The 23,168-nt window shown below is 31.8% G+C and carries 19 protein-coding genes; 9 read left to right on the top strand and 10 right to left on the bottom strand.

Annotated elements, in window-relative coordinates:
* The first annotated feature begins 2 nt into the window (after positions 1 to 2).
* From G6042_RS08565 to G6042_RS08535, 7 genes are read left to right on the top strand one after another with little or no spacing between them, the layout of a single operon-like run.
* A complete protein-coding gene (locus G6042_RS08565; RefSeq protein ID WP_169523898.1) occupies positions 3 to 1,049 on the top strand; it encodes an exostosin domain-containing protein in 1,047 nt (348 codons plus the stop codon).
* Positions 1,039 to 2,376 (top strand): glycosyltransferase family 2 protein, encoded by a 1,338-nt coding sequence (locus G6042_RS08560; RefSeq protein ID WP_169523897.1) that lies wholly within the window; start codon positions 1,039 to 1,041, stop codon positions 2,374 to 2,376. Before G6042_RS08565 ends, G6042_RS08560 begins: the two co-directional genes overlap by 11 nt.
* Positions 2,363 to 3,457, top strand: coding sequence for a glycosyltransferase family 4 protein (locus tag G6042_RS08555; protein WP_169523896.1), 1,095 nt, complete (start codon positions 2,363 to 2,365; stop codon positions 3,455 to 3,457). Before G6042_RS08560 ends, G6042_RS08555 begins: the two co-directional genes overlap by 14 nt.
* Positions 3,447 to 4,568 carry a glycosyltransferase gene (locus G6042_RS08550; RefSeq protein WP_169523895.1) on the top strand — a complete coding sequence of 374 codons (1,122 nt, stop codon included), beginning with the start codon at positions 3,447 to 3,449 and terminating at the stop codon, positions 4,566 to 4,568. The genes G6042_RS08555 and G6042_RS08550 overlap by 11 nt, the downstream gene beginning before the upstream one ends.
* 6 nt (positions 4,569 to 4,574) lie before the next feature.
* Entirely contained in the window at positions 4,575 to 5,921 is a 1,347-nt protein-coding gene (locus tag G6042_RS08545; protein ID WP_169523894.1) for an O-antigen ligase family protein, read from the top strand.
* Entirely contained in the window at positions 5,893 to 6,903 is a 1,011-nt protein-coding gene (locus tag G6042_RS08540; RefSeq protein ID WP_169523892.1) for a glycosyltransferase family 4 protein, read from the top strand. The genes G6042_RS08545 and G6042_RS08540 overlap by 29 nt, the downstream gene beginning before the upstream one ends.
* A 47-nt stretch (positions 6,904 to 6,950) precedes the next feature.
* A complete protein-coding gene (locus G6042_RS08535) occupies positions 6,951 to 8,342 on the top strand; it encodes an exopolysaccharide biosynthesis polyprenyl glycosylphosphotransferase (protein WP_169523891.1) in 1,392 nt (463 codons plus the stop codon).
* Here the strand turns inward: G6042_RS08535 and G6042_RS08530 are convergent.
* Together G6042_RS08530 and G6042_RS08525 are read right to left on the bottom strand one after the other, a co-directional pair.
* Positions 8,322 to 9,437: a lipoprotein N-acyltransferase Lnb domain-containing protein gene (locus G6042_RS08530; protein ID WP_169523889.1), complete on the bottom strand. Its 1,116-nt coding sequence runs from the start codon at positions 9,435 to 9,437 to the stop codon at positions 8,322 to 8,324. The genes G6042_RS08535 and G6042_RS08530 overlap by 21 nt on opposite strands.
* Positions 9,438 to 9,443: 6 nt before the next feature.
* The gene (locus tag G6042_RS08525; protein WP_449404252.1) at positions 9,444 to 10,511 is read right to left on the bottom strand and encodes a putative type IX sorting system protein PorV2; all 1,068 of its coding nucleotides are present in this window, start codon (positions 10,509 to 10,511) and stop codon (positions 9,444 to 9,446) included.
* A 111-nt stretch (positions 10,512 to 10,622) separates the two neighbouring features.
* Between G6042_RS08525 and G6042_RS08520 the strand changes: the two genes are divergently transcribed.
* Entirely contained in the window at positions 10,623 to 11,351 is a 729-nt protein-coding gene (locus tag G6042_RS08520) for a CDP-alcohol phosphatidyltransferase family protein (RefSeq protein ID WP_211161663.1), read from the top strand.
* 11 nt (positions 11,352 to 11,362) lie between these two features.
* Here G6042_RS08520 and fic read toward each other — a convergent pair whose 3' ends face one another.
* The 6 genes from fic to G6042_RS08490 all read right to left on the bottom strand — a co-directional run bounded on the left by fic (position 11,363) and on the right by G6042_RS08490 (position 15,155).
* Positions 11,363 to 11,920, bottom strand: a complete 558-nt coding sequence (gene fic / locus G6042_RS08515; protein WP_169523881.1) for a protein adenylyltransferase Fic — start codon at positions 11,918 to 11,920, stop codon at positions 11,363 to 11,365.
* 26 nt (positions 11,921 to 11,946) lie between these two features.
* Positions 11,947 to 12,180, bottom strand: a complete 234-nt coding sequence (locus G6042_RS08510) for a DUF5808 domain-containing protein (protein WP_169523880.1) — start codon at positions 12,178 to 12,180, stop codon at positions 11,947 to 11,949.
* 35 nt (positions 12,181 to 12,215) lie between these two features.
* A complete protein-coding gene (lptB, locus tag G6042_RS08505; protein ID WP_169523879.1) occupies positions 12,216 to 12,956 on the bottom strand; it encodes an LPS export ABC transporter ATP-binding protein in 741 nt (246 codons plus the stop codon).
* A gap of 81 nt (positions 12,957 to 13,037) precedes the next feature.
* Positions 13,038 to 13,385, bottom strand: a complete 348-nt coding sequence (locus G6042_RS08500; protein ID WP_169523878.1) for a carboxymuconolactone decarboxylase family protein — start codon at positions 13,383 to 13,385, stop codon at positions 13,038 to 13,040.
* Positions 13,378 to 14,190, bottom strand: a complete 813-nt coding sequence (gene tatC, locus G6042_RS08495; protein ID WP_169523877.1) for a twin-arginine translocase subunit TatC — start codon at positions 14,188 to 14,190, stop codon at positions 13,378 to 13,380. The genes G6042_RS08500 and tatC overlap by 8 nt, the downstream gene beginning before the upstream one ends.
* Complete coding sequence (locus G6042_RS08490; protein ID WP_169523876.1) at positions 14,190 to 15,155, bottom strand: KpsF/GutQ family sugar-phosphate isomerase; 966 nt, start codon at positions 15,153 to 15,155, stop codon at positions 14,190 to 14,192. The genes tatC and G6042_RS08490 overlap by 1 nt, the downstream gene beginning before the upstream one ends.
* 87 nt (positions 15,156 to 15,242) lie before the next feature.
* On the opposite strand from G6042_RS08490, the gene recQ reads away from it, so the two are divergent.
* Positions 15,243 to 17,441: a DNA helicase RecQ gene (recQ, locus tag G6042_RS08485; RefSeq protein ID WP_169523875.1), complete on the top strand. Its 2,199-nt coding sequence runs from the start codon at positions 15,243 to 15,245 to the stop codon at positions 17,439 to 17,441.
* Positions 17,442 to 17,615: 174 nt separating this feature from the next.
* Here recQ and G6042_RS08480 read toward each other — a convergent pair whose 3' ends face one another.
* A complete protein-coding gene (locus G6042_RS08480; protein ID WP_169523874.1) occupies positions 17,616 to 18,419 on the bottom strand; it encodes an HNH endonuclease in 804 nt (267 codons plus the stop codon).
* Between the two features lie 193 nt (positions 18,420 to 18,612).
* Positions 18,613 to 22,905: a beta strand repeat-containing protein gene (locus G6042_RS08475; RefSeq protein WP_169523873.1), complete on the bottom strand. Its 4,293-nt coding sequence runs from the start codon at positions 22,903 to 22,905 to the stop codon at positions 18,613 to 18,615.
* Between the last annotated feature and the right edge of the window lie 263 nt (positions 22,906 to 23,168).

The raw sequence follows: 23,168 nt of genomic DNA, 5'->3' as shown, positions 1-23,168 counted from the left end.
AAATGCTAATTTTTATTCCAAATATCGATTTTGAAAAGATAAACAAAAAGACTTTGTTTGTAATAACTCGACCTTTTTGGTCAAGCAAAGGTTGGACAAATCAATCTGAAGAGAAATCTAATTGGAATATAAGTAATGATTATCAATACACTAATGAAATTTCTAACGCAGCAGTGTATTTGATACCAAAACCGATAAATACGTATACAAAATCACAGCTAGTTGAAATAAATTCAATTTGTCAAGCACAAAACATAAAAGCGGTTGGATATGTTTCAGGCGATTTTGGTTCGGATTTTGGACATTTTAAAAACATTATTTTTTTTAGAATGGGCGGTTTTAAGTCAAAATTATCATCTAATAATAAAGGTTTTCCCGTTTCTCTTTCTGATCATTTTGAACGAATTTATAATAAAAAAGAAATTGATGTTCGAACCAAAAGCGAATTACCAGTTATTGGTTTTTGTGGTCACGCCGATATTTCTTTTGTCAAAAAAAATAAAGAATATTTAAAGTTTTTAAAAGAAAATATAAAACGATTTTTTAAAAAACCATTCCGAAAAGATTATGAACCATTGTTTGCTTCGGCATTTGAGCGGGCAAAATTGTTGCACTCTTTTGAGCAATCTAATCAAGTTAAAACCAATTTTATTTATCGTAAAAATTACAGAGCTGGAGCCAATACAGAACAAGAACGCACTAAAACTACATTAGAATATTATGATAATATTAAAAATTCCGATTATGTAGTATGTGTTCGTGGAGCCGGAAATTTTTCAGTACGTTTGTACGAAACACTAATGATGGGAAGAATTCCTGTTTTTGTTAATACGGATTGTCTTCTTCCATTTGATAATTTTATTGATTGGAAAAAACACGTAGTCTGGGTTGAATGGGAAGAAAGAAAAAAAATTGCAGACGTTGTGGCAAAGTTTCATCAGAATATTGAGGATAAAGATTTTGTCAAAATGCAAATTGAAAACAGAAAATTATGGAAAGAAACCCTTTCTGTAAAAAATATACTTGAGTTTATAAAAAATGATATTTAGTTTTTTAAAATATATAAAGCCAATATGGTATTTTAATTTAAAATCGACCAAGAATTTTTCTTATTTCCCCACTGAAGAAACACTTCACAAGCATGAAATTTTATTAGAAAAAGATATAAGTTATAAAAGTCAAGAAGCACAAGAAAGAGATTTGGCTTGGAGAGCTTTTCAATTAGGATTTATTTCAGATGAAGAACAAAAAGGTATAGATGTTTGGGAAAAATGTAAATTGCCTGTGCAGGATGAATATCGTTTTGTTCGGAAAAACTATCATAAAGCTTGGGTTTTTTACATATTGTTTTTTAGATTAATTTCTCTAAAAAATCCTTTTAAAGAAATTTCGGGTTTCTTGAATTCTCAAAAAGCAAAGCGAAATAATTTTTCAAAAAACTTTATTCAATATCAAGATTACAGTAGTTTTGAAAGCACTTTAGTTAAAGAAAATCCGCTGATTTCTGTAGTAATTCCAACGTTAAACCGATATGAATATTTAAAAGATGTTTTTAGGGATTTGGAAAATCAAACCTATAAAAATTTTGAAGTGATAGTAGTTGATCAAACCGATAATTTCAAAGAAGAATTTTATAAAGGTTGGAAACTTGACTTAAAATATTGGTATCAAGAAGAAAAAGCACTTTGGAAAGCACGAAACGAAGCTATAAAATCAGCAAAAGGAGAATATATTTTACTTTATGATGACGATTCTCTAGTAGAAAATGATTGGATAGAACAACATCTTAAAACATTAGATTTTTTTAATGCCGATTTGTCTAGTGGAGTATCCATCAGTACAATAGGAGCAGAAGTTCCTGTTCATTATAGTTTTTTTAGATGGAGTGATCAATTGGATACAGGAAATGTTTTACTTAAAAAAGATATTTTTAGAAAAATTGGTTTATTTGATTTACAATTTGAAAAACAAAGAATGGGCGATGGAGAATTTGGTCTTCGTGCTTACTTAAATGGATATAAAAACATTTCAAATCCAAAAGCCAAACGAATACATTTAAAAGTTAGTCAAGGCGGATTAAGACAGATGGGAAGTTGGGATGGTTGGCGACCAAAAAAACTTTTTGGACCACGACCAGTACCAAGTGTTTTATATCTTTCTAGAAAATATTTTGGAAATAGAAATAGCGTTTTCATGATTTTGGTAAATGTTTTCCCTTCCTTTATACCTTATAAGTTTAAAAAAAGTAAATTATTAAAACTGTTATCATTTCTTGTTTTACCATTGTTGTTGCCTTTAATTTTGTTTCAAGTTGGTAAATCATGGAGTTTGGCGAGTGAAAAATTAAAAGTAGGAGCAAAAGTTGATAGATTATAAAAAAAGAATACTGGTATTATCTTCTGAATTTCCTCCACTTCCTGGTGGAATTGGTAATCATGCTTACTTTTTGTCAAAATATTTAAAAAAGAAAGGTTTTGAAGTTACAGTAGTAACCGACCATCGTTCCGAAATTGAAGATATAGAATTTGATGAAAAACAATCCTTTAAAATTTTTAGAATTAAACGAAATAAATGGACTTATTTTAATAGAATTAAAAAGGCATTTTATTTAGCAAAGAGAAATCAAATAATACTTTGTTCCGGGAAATTTTCGTTGTGGTTAGGCGCATTTTTGCGCTCTTTTTTTTCAAGTAAAAGATGTGTTGCAGTACTTCATGGTTCAGAACTTAAGTCTGGAGGTTTTTTTTCACAGCAGTTTACAAAATGGAGTTTGCAGCGATTTGATTCGTTAATTGCAGTTTCAGAATTTACAAAGAAAAATGCTTTGGAAATAAATCCAAAACTGCAAATACAAGTGATTAACAACGGAATTGAAGTCAGTCATTTCTCAAACATTAAAGTGAATAAACAAGAGAGTTTGAATTTGATAACAGTAGGGAATCTTACGTTTAGAAAAGGACAACAAAACATGATTAATGCGTTATCTTTTTTAAAAGAAACATATCCAAATATTCATTACCATTGTGTTGGAATTCCAACAGAGAAAGAAAAATTTACAGCACTAGCAAAGTCTTTAGAAGTTTTGGAAAATATTACATTTTATGGTGCTTTATCAGATGTTGAAAAAAATGAGATGTTAGCTAAGAGTTCTATTTTTGTAATGTTGAGTGAGCATATTAAAAATGATTTTGAAGGTTTTGGAATAGCACTTCTTGAAGCCAATATATTAGGAATTCCAGCTATAGGTTCAAAAGATTCAGGGATTTCAGATGCAATTAAAAATGGATATTCTGGATTTTTAGTGAATCAACATAATCCTGAAGAAATAGAAAAAGCAATTTCTGAAATTATGGCTAATTATTCTGTTTTTTCTGAGCAAGCAAAAAAATGGAGCGAAAAATTTGATTGGAATATCATCGTTGAAAAGTATATCAAAATAATAGAAAATGAGGCGTAAAAAACTTCTTATTATTTCTCATACACAGCATTATAAAGATAAAAACAATCAAGTTGTGGGTTGGGGTGCAACCATTAATGAAGTTAATTTTTTGGCGGATTACTGGGAAGAAGTAGTTCATATAGGTTGTTTGTATCATTCTGAAGCACCAAAAAGTTCTTTACCTTATATTAAAACAAACATTCGCTTTGTTCCGATTCCTCCTTATGGAGGAATAACGGTTTGGAGTAAAATAGGTGTTTTATTTAAAATTCCAATTATCATAAATAGAGTTGTAACCAATGTTAAAGATGCAACAGAAATACAACTCAGACTTCCTACAAGTATGGGATTATTTTTGCTTCCCTTGTTTAGTTTCTTTCTCCCAAGAAAATATACTTTTTGGGTTAAATATGCTGGAAATTGGCAACAACAAAATCCGCCTTTGTCTTATCGCATTCAAAGATGGTGGCTCAAAAAAAATATAGCAAAGTGTAAAGTAACTATAAATGGATTTTGGGACAATCAACCTAAAAATTGTTTGTCATTTGAAAATCCATGTTTGTCAGAACAGGATATTTCAAGAGGAAAAGAAATCGCTAATACTAAATCATTTCATTTACCTTTTACTTTTTGTTTTGTGGGAAGATTGAATGAAGCAAAAGGAGTTCCAGAAATAATAGAAGCTTTGAAACATATTCCATTAAGTAAAATTAATAAAGTTCATTTTGTTGGTGATGGCAAAAATTTGGAAAAATATAAGCAATTGAGTTCTTTTCTTGGTGATAAAGTTAATTTTCATGGCTTTCTTGAATCGGGTAGAGTTCATCAACTTTTAGCTGATTCTCACTTTTTTTTACTTCCATCAAAATCGGAAGGTTTTCCAAAAGTAATAGCAGAAGCTTGTTGTTATGGAACAATTCCAATAGTTTCTAATGTTGGAAGTATTTCTCATTATATAAACAATCAAAATGGATATTTAGTTGAAACAGATTTATTTTCAAATGTTTTATGTAGTGTAGTAACCGAAAATGAAACTCTTTTAAAGAATATATCTAGTAAAGGAACTAATGTAGCGGAATTGTTTACTTTTGAAAATTACAAATCCAAACTTGAAAATACCGTTTTTTAAGAACCAATGAAAGAAGAAAAATCACTTTACATTCCATTTATCCTTTTTCATATTATTTTGGGAATAGTAATTTTTTATGTTCCTTTTCTTTCTAAAATATATGGTGTTGTAGCATTTCTTTTTGGCGTTATACATATTGCTAGAAGTAATAATAAGAATAATGAAGTATTGTTTTTTTCAGCATATATTGTGGGCTTGGAGGTTTTTTTGCGGATGACCAAAGGTGTTTTTCTACATGAGTTTGGAAAATATTCCGTTATTATTTATATGATACTAGGAATTTTTTACAGTGGTACAAATAAAAAAGCTTTCGTTTATGTTGTCTTTTTATTGCTTTTAGTTCCTGCTATATTTATTTCTACAGAAACACTCAATTATGATACCGATTTTAGAAAAGCAATAGCATTTAATTTATTGGGTGAAGTAACTTTGTTTTTTTCAGCATTGTATTGTTATAAAAGAGTTATAAGTTTTGATCAAATAAAAAATATAATTACTATCCTTGGATTTCCTATAATTAGCTTAATAACCTATTTGTTTTTATATACACCAGATAACCTTAAAGATACAATTACAAACACCAGTTCAAATTTTGCTACTTCAGGAGGTTTTGGTCCTAATCAAGTTTCTACAATTTTAGGATTGGGTATGTTTGTGTTTTTTGTTCAAATTCTTTTAAATTCTTCTACAAAAAAAATATTGATTATAAACGTTATCCTTTTTGCTATTTGTTCTAATAGAGGAATAATTACTTTTTCAAGAGGTGGCGTTTATGTTGGATTATTAATGATATTGATACTTGTGTTTTTCTTGTATAGTAGAATTAATGAAAACGGAAAACAAAAAATAAACATAGCATTAGTAGCTTCATTGTTTTTAGGAATTGCTGTTTGGGGTTATAGTTCTATTCAAACAGGCGGAATGATCAATAAGCGTTATGCTAATCAAGACGCAATTGGACAAGAAAAGGCAAGTGTATTATCGGGACGAGAACAGTTGATGGAAACTGAAATCCAAATGTTTGTAGATAATCCAATTTTTGGTGTTGGTGTTGGAAAAAATAAAGAAGAGCGATTTGAAACTACTGGTATCAAAGCCGCTTCCCATAATGAGGTTACAAGACTTTTAGCAGAACATGGTTCATTTGGAATAATGGCTTTGTTAATATTGCTTTTTACTCCAGCTATTTTATACCTCAATAATAAGCAGAATATATTTTTATTTAGCTTTTTAATTTTTTGGTTGTTAACCATCAATCATGCTGCGATGCGAATTGCTGCGCCAGCTTTCATTTACTCGTTGTCACTATTAAAAGTTTATTTTAATGAAGAAGATATTATACATAGGCAATAAATTATCTTCCCATGGATTAACAGTAACTTCCATTGAAACATTGGGAACTTTGTTAGAAAAAGAAGGTTTTAAGCTATATTTTGCTTCTTCAAAAAAAAACAAAGCAGCCAGAATGTTGGATATGTTTTACAAGACAATTTTGCATTCCAAAAAAGTAGATTATGTTTTAATTGATACTTACAGCACATCCAATTTTTGGTATGCTGTGATTGTTTCACAAATCTGCCGATTGTTGAATGTAAATTATATTCCAAATTTGCACGGAGGTGATTTGCCTAATCGATTGAAAAATAATCACTATTTGTCCAAGTTAATTTTTAGAAATGCGTTTGTAAATATTGCGCCTTCACGTTATTTATTTGAAACGTTTCAAAAAGCAGGATATACCAATGTAAAATACATTCCAAACACCATTGAAATAGATAATTATCCATTCCAATCAAGAGAATATGATTATCCAAGACTGCTTTGGGTTCGTTCTTTTGCTAAGATTTATAATCCAATTTTGGCAGTAAAGGTTTTAATCGAAGTCAAAAAAAAATATCCTAATGCTATTCTAACTATGGTTGGACCAAAAAAGGATGAAAGCTTCGAAGAAACCGTTCAATTTGCCAAAGAAAGCAACGTTGAGGTTACTTTCACCGGAAGATTGTCAAAAAAAGAATGGATTACTCTTTCAACCGATTTCAATGTTTTTATAAATACTACTCATTTTGATAATACGCCAGTTAGCGTTATTGAAGCCATGGCATTGGGTTTACCCGTTATTTCAACCAATGTTGGCGGAATTCCTTATTTGTTAACTCATAATCAAACTGCTTTATTAGTTGCTGATGATGATTTAAAAGATATGGTTCATCAAATTGACAGACTTTTTGAGGAGAAAGAATTAGCCAATAGCTTGAGTCTAGGTGCCAAAAAAATGGTTGATAATTTTGATTGGGAAATTGTTAAAAAGGAGTGGAAATCTTTGTTGAAATAACCCAAGATAAATGGTTATTTTTGTGCAATAATTGATTTTAAAACAACGTGGAAAAGTATAAAAACATACATTTTGAAGTTTCAGAAAGAAAAGTTCTTCTTAGAATTTTTGATGTTTTTTTCGTGTTTTTAGCTCTTTATGTTGTTGGAGTAGTTTTTAAATTTGATTATTTCAATATTTCGACAACCAATTACTATTGGACTATTGTACTTTGTTTATATCTATTGTTCTTTGGTTCTGTATTCGAAATGTACAATCTCCAAGTAGCGAGTAATCAATTTCAGGTAATAAAAAGTATTATATTGACGTCATCAACAACAGTATTATTGTATTTGTTAACGCCAATTTACACACCTGTTTTGCCTAATAATCGTCTTCAAATTTTAATTTTTTTCTTTGCTATTTTTGGAGCGCTTTTCTTCTGGAGAATGATTTATCTTCAGTTTTTTGCATCCAATAGGTTTCTGAAAAAAGTAATTCTAGTTTGTGACCAAGACCAAGCCGAAGAGTTAATAAACGGCTTAGTTACGGTTGATCCACATTATCGTGTTTTAGGTTTTGTGAATTCTGATAGTAGTGCAAAACCACTTCAAAATATTTCGGTGAGCGTTATCCCAATTAACGAATTAGATATTTTTGTCAAAGAAAATGCCATTTCTGAAATTGTAGTTGCTTCTCAAAAAACAGATGGAATTACCGTTGATTTATACAATGAATTAATCTATTTGTTAGAAAATGGTTTTATTATTAGAGAATATACTCAAGTCTATGAATCGATAACGCACAGAATTCCTGTACAGTATGTTTCTAGAGATTTTTATCGTTTTTTCCCCTTTAGCAGAAGTAATCAAAACCATTTATACTTACTTGCAGTTCGGTTTTTAGAAATATTAACTTCATTAGTAGGAATTGCATTTGGAATTGCAATTTTGCCCATAATTATCATAGGAAACCTAATTGGTAATAGAGGAAGTTTGTTTTATGTTCAAGAACGTGTTGGGAAAAATGGAGAGGTTTTTAAAATCGTAAAATTTAGAACGATGATAAAAAATGCTGAGAAAAATGGAGCAGTTTTTGCAACGACTAACGATACAAGAATTACTCCATTTGGAAAGTTTTTACGAAAATCACGATTGGATGAATTTCCACAGTTTATCAATATACTAAAAGGTGATATGGCAGTGATTGGTCCACGACCAGAACGACCAGTTTTTGTTAAAGAAATTGCCGAAGTCATGCCTTTCTATGAAACTCGTCACGTTGTAAAACCAGGATTAACTGGTTGGGCACAAGTTAATTATTCTTATGGAGCAACGATTGATGACAGTTTGATAAAACTTCAATACGACTTGTATTACATCAAACATCGAAGTCTTTTTCTCGATTTCAACATCATCTTTAAAACGCTTAGTACCGTTTTATTCTACAGAGGTCAATAATTTCTCTTGACTTTTTTTCTTCAATTTTAGCAGAATATATAGGTTTGTTACTACAAAAGGTATCATTAAAACCAAATAAGGTTTTGTGATGATGACAACTATATAAATCAACAAAAGAAATAGGTTTAACATTACTATTTTCTTCAAAAAACGACCTTTTATAAAAGGTAAAAGCACAAATAATGGACTGAATAATAACGCATTATAATTACAGAGAACTTCTTGATGCTGCGAATACAATCCTACCAAGCAAAGAAAAATTCCCAAAATTCCACAAACAAAAAGATAACTTAGAAACATAAATCGTTTATTGATTAAAACGATAAATAAAAGTACCGAAATAACTACAAAAATACTATTGAAAAAAGAAAACGAAACCGATTTTTTGCTACCTTTTACAACTACTTTTTTCTCAGAAACTAATGATTTTCCATCCACTTTTGCTTGGTCTAAACTATTTAAAAGTTCAACTGGCAAGAATAATTTTTCCGCTTTAGCATCGGTTTTTGCACCAAAAATGATGTTAATTCCCAGTTTGTACCAAAAATAATCATCAAAATAAGGATATAACAACTCGCGATACGTAATCGATTTATCATCTACTTTTTCAATCAATTTTTTTTCAAATACTCCATTGATTTTATCGGCAACCATTGTGGTACAATTTTTATCGATAAATTTATAGGTATAATATTTTTCGGTTGAAAATAAATTGGCATTCAAGTTATCAAAAAGCTGTTGTTTTTTTTCTAACGGAAGATTTAATTTTTGCTCAATAACTTCTCTTTCGTCCATTTGATATTCCATGATAAAATCGTCTACCGAAGTTGCTGTCATGAAATATTGCAAATCGCCTTTCACAAATTTTAGATAAAAATTCTCTGTTCTAAAATCAAATGTGCCATAATTGTAAACAACATCCAGTTGATTTTCAGTGTCTTTTATTCGTAAAGCCGTATGTCCAAACGTAGAATACAATTGATCGCCACGTCCACAGGTAAAAATACTTACTTCGGTTGTAGGCGAAAGTTTTGGGTTTTGTGAAAACGAAATACTACTGAATAGTAAAAGGATAAAGAGTATTTTTTTGGTCATATTGTTTTATCTGAAAATGCTTAAATCCACTTTTACCGAAAATATATTGGAATACAAAGCAGCACTTTGATCGCCCAAATCGGTTAAGGCATAATCCACTTGAATGCCTTTGTACTTAAATCCTAAACCAATATTAGGTTGAAAATTTACTTTTTTTGAACCGTCAATTTGTTCTACATTTTGAAAATTTCCAACGCCAGCACGAAGAAAAACCAAATCAGTATAACCAAATTCAAACCCAATGGCTGGATCAATACTTACCGCATCAGAAGCCAAAATATCGTTGGTTCTAGCAAATTGCATGTTTAAATTTACAGCAGCTAATAAGGTATAATCGTAATGAAATTCAAATTTTTTGGCAATTCCAAGTTGCGCTTTGGGTAAAGTAATTTCGGTATCTTCGGGTAATTCTTGATTTTGACCTACAACAGCATCTTTAATTTCGTTGAATTTATCTTCGTCAATTGCCCAAACATTGTAGGTTGTAGAAATATCGCGAACCATAACACCAAACTGCCAATCGTCTTTTTGATATTGTAAACCAGCATCAATTCCAAAACCCCAAGAATTGGCAAATTCACCAATAATTCTCCGGATAACTTTGGCATTTACGCCATAGGTAATTTCTTTTAGTTGCGATTTTCGAGCATAGGAAAACGTCAAGGCATAATCGGCAGTAGAAAAAAGACTAATTCTATTATAATCAATATTTCCTTGATTATCAATTAATTGGGTGGTGTTTAAAATGTCGTCAACTCCAAAACGAATTAATGAAATTCCCCAAGCACTTCGGTCGTCAATTTTTTTGGCGTAAGCCGCATAATCATATTGGGCAATATTAGCAAAATAACTGGCATGCATTAACGCTGCTTCGCTATCTTCAATTCGAAATAAACCTGCCGGATTCCAATAACCCGAATTTACATCGCCAGTTGAAGCCGTAACTGCATTCGACATTCCTAATGCAGCAGCATCAACACCAATGTTCATAAACTCATTAGAATATTTCCTAACTGATTGAGCATGAGTGAAAATGCTAAATAAAATTAGCGGTAAAAGCAGTGTTTTTTTCAAGGCAATTTTTCTTTTTACAAATATCATATAAAAATCTCTAATATAAAACGTAGAATGCTCTAACATATTGTATTAAATTTGTAAAAATTTAAAAATAAATACAAGTAACCAATGAATATCAAAGCCCTAATTCCCAATTTCTTTACGATGCTTAATTTGTTTTGTGGTTGCGTGGCTTTAGTTTTTGTCTCCAATGCTGAATTTGAATTAGCTTTTTTATTTGTTAGTTTGGGTATATTTTTTGATTTTTTTGATGGATTTTTTGCTAGAAAATTCAATGTTGCTGGTCCGCTTGGTGTTCAATTGGATTCATTAGCCGATATGGTAACTAGTGGAGTTGTTCCAGGTTATGTGATGTATCAAATGTTGTTGAATTCAAGAGTTTTTTTGGTTTTAGAATGGCATAATATTGTTTTACCTTTTTTAGGATTTATCATCACACTTGGTGCTTGTTATCGTTTAGCAAAATTTAATATTGATACAAGACAATCCGATAGTTTTATTGGATTGCCAACACCTGCAAATGCGTTGTTTTTTACTAGTTTGCCATTAGTAGCCGATTATTTTCATAATGAAATTGATTTAGGTTTTTCTTATAGTAAATGGTTTTTGATAGCACTAACTTTTTTAAGTGCTTATGTCATGAACGCTGAAATTCCGTTGTTTTCTTTAAAGATTAAGAATTTTAGTTTTGCTAAATATAAATTGCAGATTTTCTTTTTAGCCATTTCAGTTTTGATGCTGATTTTTCTTCAAATTGTGGCTGTTCCACTGATAATCTTGATTTATGTTTTACTTTCAGTAATCAATAATATAGTAAACAAAAAAGCTTCCGTTTAAGGAAGCTTTTTTTATTCATCGTCGTTTTCTTTTTTATAACCTTCATAGTAATAGGATTGTTCTATTCCTTTAAAGATAATTTCTCTGTTGTCAATTTCGTCTGTTAGATTAGCAATGAGTAATGTTCTTAATTCTAAATCGTTAATTGGACTTCTTTCCATCGCTTGAAGATAAAGTTCTTTACCAACAAATTGCCAATTTATAACTTTTTTTAATCTTGATTTTAGAATTAAATCTAGCCAAATTCTCATTGTCCTTCCGTTGCCTTCCATAAATGGATGAGCGATATTCATCTCAACATATTTTGAAATGATTTCTTCAAAATTTCTTTCGGGCATTTGTTCAATTTTCTCTAAAATTTCTTTCAGATAAAGTGAATTTGCAAATCGGAAACCGCCTTTTGAAATATTCAATGTTCTAATTTGACCGGCAAAATCATATAAACCATCAAATAAATGGTGATGAATTTGTTGTAAACCTTTGGTTGTTCCAATTTCAAGACTATCTATTTTGCCTGTTTCAAATAGATTGTAGGCTTTTTCTAAACTTATTTTGTCAATGTTTTTCATTTCAAATGTAAAGTTTAAAGTAATTTTTATTTTTTAGCCATTGTAATCATAATAATAACAAATCCAAAAAAGCACAACATTCCAATCAAAAATAAATAGGCTTTTTTATGGGCAAAGTTTAATGTTGTCCCATAATTAGGATTAGGTTTGTCAACAATCAGTCGTTTGTCTTCTTTGTTGTAATAGAACAAACCTTTACATTTCCAATACTTTGGATTTTTTTGCCATTCTTCTAATGATTCTTTAGATGGATTTTGCATATTGAAATAATCTCTAAAAATCTATTCTCTTGAAATTAAAACTCCAATTTCTTTTTACGAAGTTCGAAATTCTGACCTAAATATACTTTTCGAACCATTTCGTCTTCTACCAATTCTTCTGGGATTCCGGCTTTTAGAATTCCGCCTTCAAACATTAAGTAGGTTTTATCGGTAATTGCTAAAGTTTCTTGAACGTTGTGATCGGTAATTAAAATCCCGATGTTTTTATTTTTTAATTGCGCTACAATTCGCTGAATGTCTTCTACGGCAACAGGATCAACGCCTGCAAATGGCTCGTCCAAAAGAATAAACTTAGGATCGGTTGCCAAGGCACGAGCAATTTCGGTTCTACGACGTTCACCACCCGAAAGTAAATCACCACGATTGGTTCTGATATGTTGTAAACTAAATTCGTCAATCAAACTTTCCATTTTTGCTTCTTGTTCGGCTTTAGAAAGGTTGGTTAACTGCAAAACACTCAGGATGTTATCTTCAATGCTTAGTTTTCTAAAAACCGAAGCTTCTTGAGCTAAATAACCAATTCCATGTTGCGCACGTTTGTACATTGGAAAATCGGTAATGTTCTTATCGTCAAGATAAATATTTCCCGAATTTGGTTTTACTAAACCTACAATCATGTAGAACGAAGTGGTTTTTCCGGCACCGTTTGGACCAAGCAACCCAACGATTTCTCCTTGATTTACTTCCACCGAAATTCCTTTTACAACCGTTCGTTTTTTATAGGTTTTGATTAAATTTTCAGCTCTTAATTTCATATCTTGATGTTCCGATTTTTAGAAAGTTAGATTTTAGGCAAAGTAACAAATAAACTAATCACCAAATCAACCCTTTAACAATTATTTATTTTCTTCCAATGCTTCCCAAAACTCATAAGCTCGACGTAAATGAGGAATGACAATCGTTCCGCCAACTAAGGTAGCAATTCCCATACTTTCCATCATTTCTTCTTTGGTTACGCCATGTTTATAGCTGGTTTCCAAATGATATTTGATGCAATCATCACATCGTAAAACTGCAGAAGCTACTAATCCGAGAAGTTCTTTAGTTTTTACATCCAATGCGCCTTCGGCATAAGCATTAGTATCTAAATTGAAAATTCTTTTGATAACTAAATTGTTATCTGCCAATAATTTTTCGTTCATTTTTGAACGATAATCGTTAAATTCTTGTACTAAATCAGCCATTTTTTAATCTCTTTTTTTCTACAAATACCGATAAAAATATACTTAACTCATAAATAATAAGCATTGGAATAGCAACTGTAATTTGGCTTACCACATCTGGTGGTGTAACGATTGCTGCAACAATTAGCACAATTACAATGGCATATTTTCTATATTTTCTAAGGAAATTTGGGGTTACTAATCCTAATTTGGTTAAAAAGTAAATGATAATAGGTAACTCAAAAAACAATCCTGCTGCAATAACCGATGTTTTTATCATACCTATATAGGAATCTAAATTGAATTCGTTTTTTACCACGCTACTTACTGAAAATGTTGCGACAAAGTTGATGGAAAGCGGCACGATGACAAAATACCCAAAAAGCACACCAAGAAAAAACAACACAGATGACATTACTATAAAACCGATGGCACCTTTTTTCTCTTTTTCATACAATGCTGGACTGATGAATTTCCATAATTCATACAATATATAAGGAAACGCGAGAATAAATCCTGCAGTTATACACGTCCAAATGAAAACATTAATTTGTCCTTCCATGGAAGTGTTTTGGATGGTAAAAGGTAAATCATTTACACAAATATCTCCAGTAACTCCAAGTGATTGAGCTAAATCGCAAAAAAAGCGATAGGTAATAAAATCAGTATGCGTTGGTCCAAAAATGATATCATCAAAAATAAAATCGCTAAAAGCATAAGTTACAATTGCCATAATTACAATTACAGCCGAACTTCTAACTAATAGCCATCTTAAATCTTCCAGATGATCCAAAAAGGACATTTCGTTTTTATTCTTTTTTGCCATTATACGATACCTTCTTTTAAAATATCATGCAAATGAAGCACGCCTTTATATTCATTTCCATCAACAACAACCAATTGTGTAATCGAAAAGTCTTCTAGAATATTTAGAGCATCGCTAACCAAATCGGTAGATTTTATGGTTTTTGGGTTAACCGTCATGATTTCTTTGGCGGTTAATCCTGCAATAGTTTCGGTTTTGTTTAGCATTCTTCGGATGTCGCCATCGGTAATAATTCCGATAACTTTTTCGTCTTCAACTACTGCGGTTACACCAAGTCTTTTTTCAGATATTTCTACAATTACCGTTTTGATACTTGAATTTGGAGCAACAACAGGTTTGTGAGTGGTGTCGAGCATTTCGCCAACACGAAGTAATAATTTTTTACCCAAAGCTCCGCCAGGATGATATTTGGCAAAATCTTCGGCAGAAAAATTTCGCATTTCCATCAAGCAAACGGCAATCGCATCGCCAATAACCAACTGAGCTGTAGTACTATTGGTTGGCGCTAAATTGTTTGGACAAGCTTCTTTTTCTACATAAGTATTTAAAGTGTAATCAGCTTCTTTGCCTAAAAATGAAGTAATGTTTCCAGTGATAGCGATTAATTTATTATTGAAACGTTTTAATAGCGGAACCAAAACTTTAATTTCAGGACTATTCCCACTTTTTGAAATGCAAATAACCACATCATCAGGTTGTACCATTCCAAGATCGCCATGAATAGCTTCTGACGCATGAAGGAATAGAGAAGGTGTTCCGGTTGAGTTTAAAGTAGCTACAATTTTTTGTGCAATAATGGCGCTTTTACCAATTCCAGTAACGACTAAACGACCTTTTGAAGAAAAAATAGTTTCAACTGATTTTACAAAATTGTCATCAAGGTAATTGACTAAATTACTAATTGCTTCGCTTTCAGCTAGAACTGTTTTTTTTGCTGATGCTAAAATATTTTCTGTAGTGATCAAAATAGAAATTGTATAAAATTTGTGTGTTTAAAAGAAAGTTGTATCTTTATGTTGTGCAAATTTATGTAAAAATACCATTAACTAAGAATGAATTCAAACGAAATTGACATACATAAAGAATTAAAAAAGTATTTTGGTTTCTCCCAATTTAAAGGGTTACAAGAAAACGTTATTAAAAGTATCATCAGTAATGAGAATACTTTTGTAATAATGCCAACAGGCGGAGGAAAATCACTTTGTTACCAATTACCAGCATTAATCAAAGAAGGAACAGCCATTGTTGTTTCGCCTTTAATAGCTTTGATGAAAAACCAAGTTGATGCTATTAGAAGTTTATCTTCAGAAAATGGAATTGCTCACGTTTTAAATTCTTCGTTGACTAAAACCGAAATCAATCAGGTTAAGAAAGATATTGTATCAGGAATAACGAAACTTCTTTATGTTGCTCCTGAATCGTTAACAAAAGAAGAATATGTAGAATTTCTTAAAAGCGTTCCCGTTTCTTTTGTTGCTATTGATGAAGCACACTGTATCTCAGAATGGGGACACGATTTTAGACCAGAATATCGAAATCTTCGCTACATCATTAAACAATTAGGTTCCAATATTCCGGTTATTGGATTGACTGCTACGGCTACGCCAAAAGTACAAGAAGATATTTTGAAAAATTTAGACATGTCGGATGCTAAAACGTTTAAAGCATCGTTCAACCGTCCGAATTTGTTTTATGAAATACGTACAAAAACAAAAAATATAGAATCGGATATTATTCGATTTATCAAACAAAACAAAGGAAAATCGGGAATTATCTATTGTTTAAGTAGAAAAAAAGTAGAAGAAATTGCCGAAGTACTTCAAGTTAACGGAATTTCTGCCGTTCCTTATCATGCGGGATTGGATGCTAAAACCCGTGCGAAGCATCAAGATATGTTCTTGATGGAAGATGTAGAAGTTGTTGTAGCAACTATCGCTTTTGGAATGGGAATTGACAAACCCGATGTTCGTTTTGTAATTCATCATGATATTCCAAAATCATTAGAAAGTTACTATCAAGAAACAGGTCGTGCTGGTCGCGATGGAGGCGAAGGACATTGTTTAGCTTACTATTCATATAAAGATGTAGAAAAGTTAGAAAAGTTTATGTCAGGGAAACCTGTTGCCGAGCAAGAAATTGGATACGCCTTGCTTCAAGAAGTAGTAGCTTATGCTGAAACTTCAATGTCGAGACGTAAATTCTTATTACACTATTTTGGTGAAGAATTTGATAGCGAAACGGGCGAAGGTGCAGACATGGACGATAACGTTCGTAATCCAAAAGTCAAAGTCGAAGCTCAAGATAACGTTAAAAAATTATTGGAAGTTGTTCGCGATACCAAACATTTATACAAGTCAAAGGAAATTATCTATACTTTAATTGGTAGAGTAAATGCAACTATAAAAGCACATAGAACCGATACTCAAAGTTTCTTTGGCTGCGGAAAAGATAAAGAAGAGAAATACTGGATGGCTTTAATCCGTCAAGTATTGGTGGATGGACTTTTAACAAAAGACATCGAAACTTACGGAATTCTGAAAGTATCTGATAAAGGTCATGATTTTATTAAAAATCCAACGTCTTTTATGATGTCGGAAGATCATGAGTATAATGAAGCCGAAGACGATGCTATTGTTACAGCTGCAAAATCATCGGGAACTGCTGATGAGGCTTTGATGGTAATGTTGCGTGATTTACGTAAAAAAGTAGCGAAGAAACTTGGTGTTCCGCCGTTTGTAGTGTTTCAAGATCCATCTTTAGAAGATATGGCTTTGAAATACCCAATTACTATCGATGAGCTAAGTAATGTTCATGGCGTTGGTGAAGGAAAAGCCAAGAAATATGGAAAAGAGTTTGTAGAACTTATTGCGCGATATGTTGAAGATAATGATATTATCCGACCAGATGATTTAGTAGTTAAATCTACTGGAGCAAACTCGGCTAATAAATTATACATCATTCAAAATATTGATAGAAAGCTTTCTTTAGAAGACATTGCAAAAGCTAAAGGAATGACGATGGATGCTTTGTTGAAAGAAATGGAGCAAATAGTGTATTCAGGAACAAAGTTGAATATCAAATATTGGATAAACGAAATCCTTGATGAAGACCAACAAGAAGAAATTCACGAATACTTCATGGAATCGGAAACCGATAAAATAGAAGATGCTTTAAAAGAATTTGATGGCGATTATGACATTGAAGAACTTCGATTAATGCGTATAAAATTCATTAGCGAAGTGGCGAATTAAAAATAAAGTGCATTTGTAAAATAATAAACGGTTGCTCACTTGTGAGTAGCCGTTTTTTTATGAAGTTTTTTTCGTTGCTAAACCTGTCAGGTTTAAAATATCTTGAAACTTTGGGATAAAAGAGGTTTTTTTATATGGAGGTTTTGCAACAGTTACGGATGTTAGTGGTAGTACTTAATAATCTTTATTAAACATTTGTAAATTGCTTTCTATTAAATTTCTGTCCAAATTATATTTAATTATAAATTTTTGAAGAGTTAAGTCGCTTTTCTTCAAATTACAATCACTACAAACGTAAATCATATTTCTTTCCGTAGAAAGTCCGCCTTTTGATATAGGATAAATGTGGTCGGCGTGGTAAAAACCAACAATCAGGTTATTGCAATATGGGCAAATATCATTTTTAATTAGTTTATTTTTTATTAAATCTCCTAACTTTCTTGAATCATTTGTAACTTTTGCTGCGATAGCTTTTGCTTGTTCAATTTTGCTATTCTTTTCTAACTTTTTATTTAGGAATTCAGTGTAGCGATTAATTTGATTTTCATAATATTTAATAAGATATGTATTGAAATGTTCTTTTTCTTCTTTAATGTCTCCAAGCTCAAATCTAATATTCTTTTCAATAATTTCTATTTCTCCTTTTAGCGATTGAATTTTTAAGTTACTTTCCTCAGTTATTTTTTTAGTTTTTATAATTCCAAAAAAAATTCTCTTGTAACTTTTTGAGCTTTCATATATAATTTTGATTTCATCTTCAAGAGGCTTTATTTTTAACTTAAAGTGTTTTAAATATTGTATTTTGTAATTATCATAAATTGGCTTGTTGATTTTCCAATTTTCATAACTGATTAATTCAAGCTTTAATTTTTCTTTCAATAATCCAATATCTTTTACCAAAGTTCGGATAGTGATTTTTCTGAGGTTCTGATCAGACCTTTCACCAAGTTTTGTTTTTTTAAATCTATTCTTGCGCATTTTTGGTGGTATTGTAACTAACTAATATACAGTCACTATCAATAGTGTATTTATATCCAAATATACCAAATAATTTATAGATTATTAATCAGTTTAGCAATCAAATAGTAAAGAGTGATTTTGTTTCAAAATAAAAAACGGCTGCTTTTTAAGGCAGCCGTTTTTTGGTTCATAGTTGTGGTTATGGTTAGTTTTATTGTTTAACAACTCGTAGTGTTTTTGAATGGTTTTCTTGAGTAACAATTACATTGTAAACTCCAGTTGGGTAACCATTACCAAAAGTTGTTGTTTTTAAATTATCAAAATTCACTTCTTTGTTTTCAATCAGTCTTCCAAGCATATCATATACTTTTACACTAATATCAGAAGAATTGTTTGAAGCAATATCCAAATTGAAACCATTAGCGTAAGGATTTGGATAAGCAATTACTTTAGTTAAATTATCAGAAATTGAAGGATTTGATAAATCACAATCTGTTGTTTCTACAGTAGCAACTACAGCAACTCTAGCCGATGAACATACTTCAGTAATATTCCAATCATAGAAATAGTTATAATAGTAAGTGTCGATAGCATCATCTTGATAACCACCTAATATTGACACTGCACCAGTTGTAATTGGATATGGATTTGGAAATAAACTTGAAGTTGCTAATGCATTGCTATATGTTATACCATCAGTAACTAAAAGAGTATAGTTGTCTCCTGCAGCCAATTGGTAGTTAAGTGTTACAATGGTTTGGTCTGTAACCGTTGGTGAACCCCAACTTGAAAAAGTAGCAGGTGTGAAAACTACTTCACTAGTTCCAGGAACTTGTACTCCATTTTGGAATATTTTAATTGTAATTGGTGCTGCAGCATTACCAGGAGTTTGTACAGGATGAACTTTAACAGAATTTAAAATAATAGAATTATTCAAATTAAATGCCAATCCTCTGTTTGTACTTCCTCCGCCAGAACCACTTCCAGCATATACTATACCAGCAGTACCGTTTGATGTAGTTTCAGTACCAGCATAGAAAGTTGTAGTTTCTGTTAAAGCTGGAGTTGTAAATGGACTTCCAGTTCCTAAAGTAGTTCCGTTGACTTGTGCCGAATACCATTTAACATCACCAGATGAAGCCGTTGCTTCTAAAGTTGCCGTATCAGTATTTAGTAAACAAATTGTTGCAGGAACAGTAGCTGTTATTGTGTTGTTTAACTCAATTAAAATTGGAGTTGAAGCAACCGTTGACGAGCTGAAAGAACAGGTTACATTACAACGATAATGTGTGTTTTCTAATGGCATAACACTTGTAGTTGTTGCAGTTTCACCATCAATATCAGTAAAATCTGTACCATTTAATGAGCTTTGCCATTGGTATGTAATTCCTTCACCAATAACAACATTTTGTAAGCTTAAAGTTACAGATTTTCCGTTACAAGTTGTTGTCACAGAAGCAACTGTATTTCCTGGTGTAACAACAGAACAATCAGCTTGTCTTGCCGTAGAGAAGAAACCTTTAAAATCTGCAAAATCGATTGGTTCAGTATCCGATTGTAGTGTGTTTGGTGTTCCAGTTTCAAATGTAGCAGTTATACCAAAATCGGTATTATAAACTCCAGTTGCTGAAGCTGCTTGAACGATAATTCCACCTTCAAGTGCGTTTGGATCAGCTACTCTGATGTTGAAATTTGTAGCAGTTCCAGCTGTTTTTGAAACTTCCCATCTGTTTTGACTTAAGTTAGAAATAGTTGCAGAAGCCGTTCCAGGATTGGTTTCAAAAGCTTCAACGTTTAAGTTCGTTCCAGGTGTTCCAAATCCTCCGGATGGAGTTGTTACACCAACCCAAATAGGTGTGTAGCTTGATTTTCCAACAGGAAAGAAGAAAGGAGTGTCAAAACCAGAACCATTAGTAATATTATCGGCGTTTTGACTTCCTCCAATATCTTTAGACATTGGACCATCAATATAACAGTTGTCACCAAAGTTACCCATGATAGAACCAGTATATTGCATAGACGGAACACCAATTTTTAATCTGCTTGTAGATGAAGTGTGAATAATTCCATCTTCCATAGTTAAACTACTAGCAACGTTAAACGGAACCATGAAAGTAACTCCTTCTGCACTAGAATTATTAACTCTAAGTTGCGAAACCGAAGCAGTATTTGAAGGTGTGTTTAGAGATGTTTCTACTTGCGCATTAAAAGTTCCTGTACCAGAAATAGTTTGAGGATTTGAAGTTGCAACAAGACTTCCTGCACTATAGTTTCCAAAATGTGTAGTGTTGTTTAGGTTTAATTCGCCATTGTTTACAACATTTCCACCATAATAGGTGTTAACGCCAGAACCTTTTACTTTTCCTTGCGTAATTGTAAAATCATTTTGAATGTGTAATACAACTTGGTTGGAGTTTTCATTATTGCTATCTAAAGTTACAAAACGATTGGTAGTATCAAGTGCGTTTACTATAAAATTGTTTAAAGATAAAACACCTTCTGCAGCTCTTAAGTTTAAGTTGAAACCAGTTGTGGTTAGAATACTTTTTTGAGTTGAAATACCATCACCAATTTGTAGTGTGTGGCTTCCGCTTGCTGCTACATCGGTAGTTCCATTATAAACAAATGAAGATACTGCTGAACCAGAAATGCTATAAAAAGATACGTTTAATGGTAATGTTAATCCAGTTTCAGGTAAACTTGGATTTGTATTGATAGAATTATCAAATGAATTTACATTTACAACAGTCGTTCCAGCAGGAATTCCACTTCCAACGATAATTTGTCCAACAGAAATATTTTCTACTGAATCTAATATGATGTTCGTTGGATACCAACAAAACCATCCAACACAAGGAACGATACTTGTAATGTTATGACTAGTTACTAAGTTTGCGTTTACAACTCCTGGATCAACAATTGTTATTTTTCCACCAGTTAAATTTAACGAAGAAGTAGAAATTCTAAAATGAGTTTGATCAATACTTGTAGCAGCATCACCATTATTATTTCCATCTACAATAATATCACCACCAGACTGATTGAATGTACTTCCCGCTGAATGAACTACATTACCGTTTACTGCTAAAGTTCCAGCACTAATAGTATAAGTTCCTTTGTTAGAAAATGTAGCGTTGTTATTTGTACAACCAACGGTTAAAGTTGAAGATGTATGAAGTAAACTTGCTCCAGAAGAAATATTCACTCCAGCAACTGAACCTGTTGTGTTAACTGTAATAGTATGTCCTGATAGAATAGTAACGGTATCGGCACATGATGGAATAGCGTTATTACTCCAAGTGGTTGCATCATTCCAGTTTCCTGTTTGTACCGAAGTTATAGGCGAGTCTAAAGAAGCGTTAAATCCTACCTGAAAAGTATTGTTTAAATCAGCAGTAGATAATCCAGTTCTTGCTGCAAATGGTGTTGTGGTTCCAGTTTGATGATTACCAGCAGTAGTTTCATCAACTTTAAAAATTCTTGAGTTTCCATTTTTAATTAAATAGGCGTTTTCGATAGCAAAAGCTATTGTATGGTTTTCTAGCGGAAAAGCATAAGTATTGTCTTTAGCGATTGACCATGCACCTTCAAAAACATCGGTTACGGTATAGCTTCCGTCTGCTATGGCAAGACCTGTTGTAATTCCTGTTCCATCAAAATAGGTTACGGATAGTTCTCCAGCAGTGGCAGTATTGTTAGTATCGTTTGGTCTAGTGATAAAGGCTGATCGGTTTTCTCCATTGCTATTGATGAATGGAAACAACGTACTTGTATTGTAGTAATCAACACCTGGATTAATCTGGGCATATGTATCATAAACGCCATACCATTTTCCAATAGTTCCATTAAGAAAACCATTTCCTGCAGAACAATTAGTTGTAGCCGTACTATAATTTCCAATGGTCATTTTGTTTGTGCCTAAATCAACTCGGGCATTAGTAAGCGTTAATACACCTTTGATTTTAATATTGTTGAAACTCCAAATAACGTTTGGTGTTGCTGTACTAGAGTTGTCAATTTCTAATTGGTTAATAACCGCACCGGTATTAGTATTATCCGTTAAGTATAAAGTTCCACCAAATGTTCCTAAACCGCTAACGGTTTGAACCGTTGAACCATTAAGTTTTAAAACACCTTCAGGAATATAGGTTGCTCCAATGGATAAATCTATTCTTCCATTGTTTATAATATTACCTGCAACCGCAAGTTGAATTCCTTTATCATAACCACCCCAAGACGTTTCAAAATAGAAGTGTCCTTTGAATAATCCACCTGAATTTACAGTTAAATTTCCTTCTACAGTAAATTCAGAGGCAGCTTCAATACAATTTAAAGTTCCACTAATTGTAACATTTTGTGCTGTTAGTATATCATCAAGAGTTACAGTGTTTCCTGAGCTAATGACAACATGATCGTCAGAAGTTGGCGCAGTTGTTGTTCCCCAAGTTGTTGGATCGGAATAATTACCTGATTGTACCGAAGTAAAAGTAGTTTGTGACTGCATTTCGGTTACCAAAAACAAAGATGCGATTACGAGATAGCACTTTGTTCTTTGAATAACTTCAATTAAATAACTTTGTTTCGAAAAATTCCTGAAAATGTAATTTGAAATCATAAGGTGTTGGGTTTGATTAATATTCTCAAATGTAAATTATTATATGCATTATAAAGTAACCAACTCTTTCAAAATTACAGAATTTAAAAAGCTAAAAAAATTTTGTAAACCCTTTGTTTTCAAGGGTTAAACGAAAATATTTAATTTTTATT

Source organism: Flavobacterium solisilvae, assembly GCF_012911605.1.
In the GTDB taxonomy this organism is placed as follows: Bacteria; Bacteroidota; Bacteroidia; order Flavobacteriales; family Flavobacteriaceae; genus Flavobacterium; species Flavobacterium solisilvae.
This window is presented reverse-complemented; position numbering and strand designations above follow the sequence as displayed.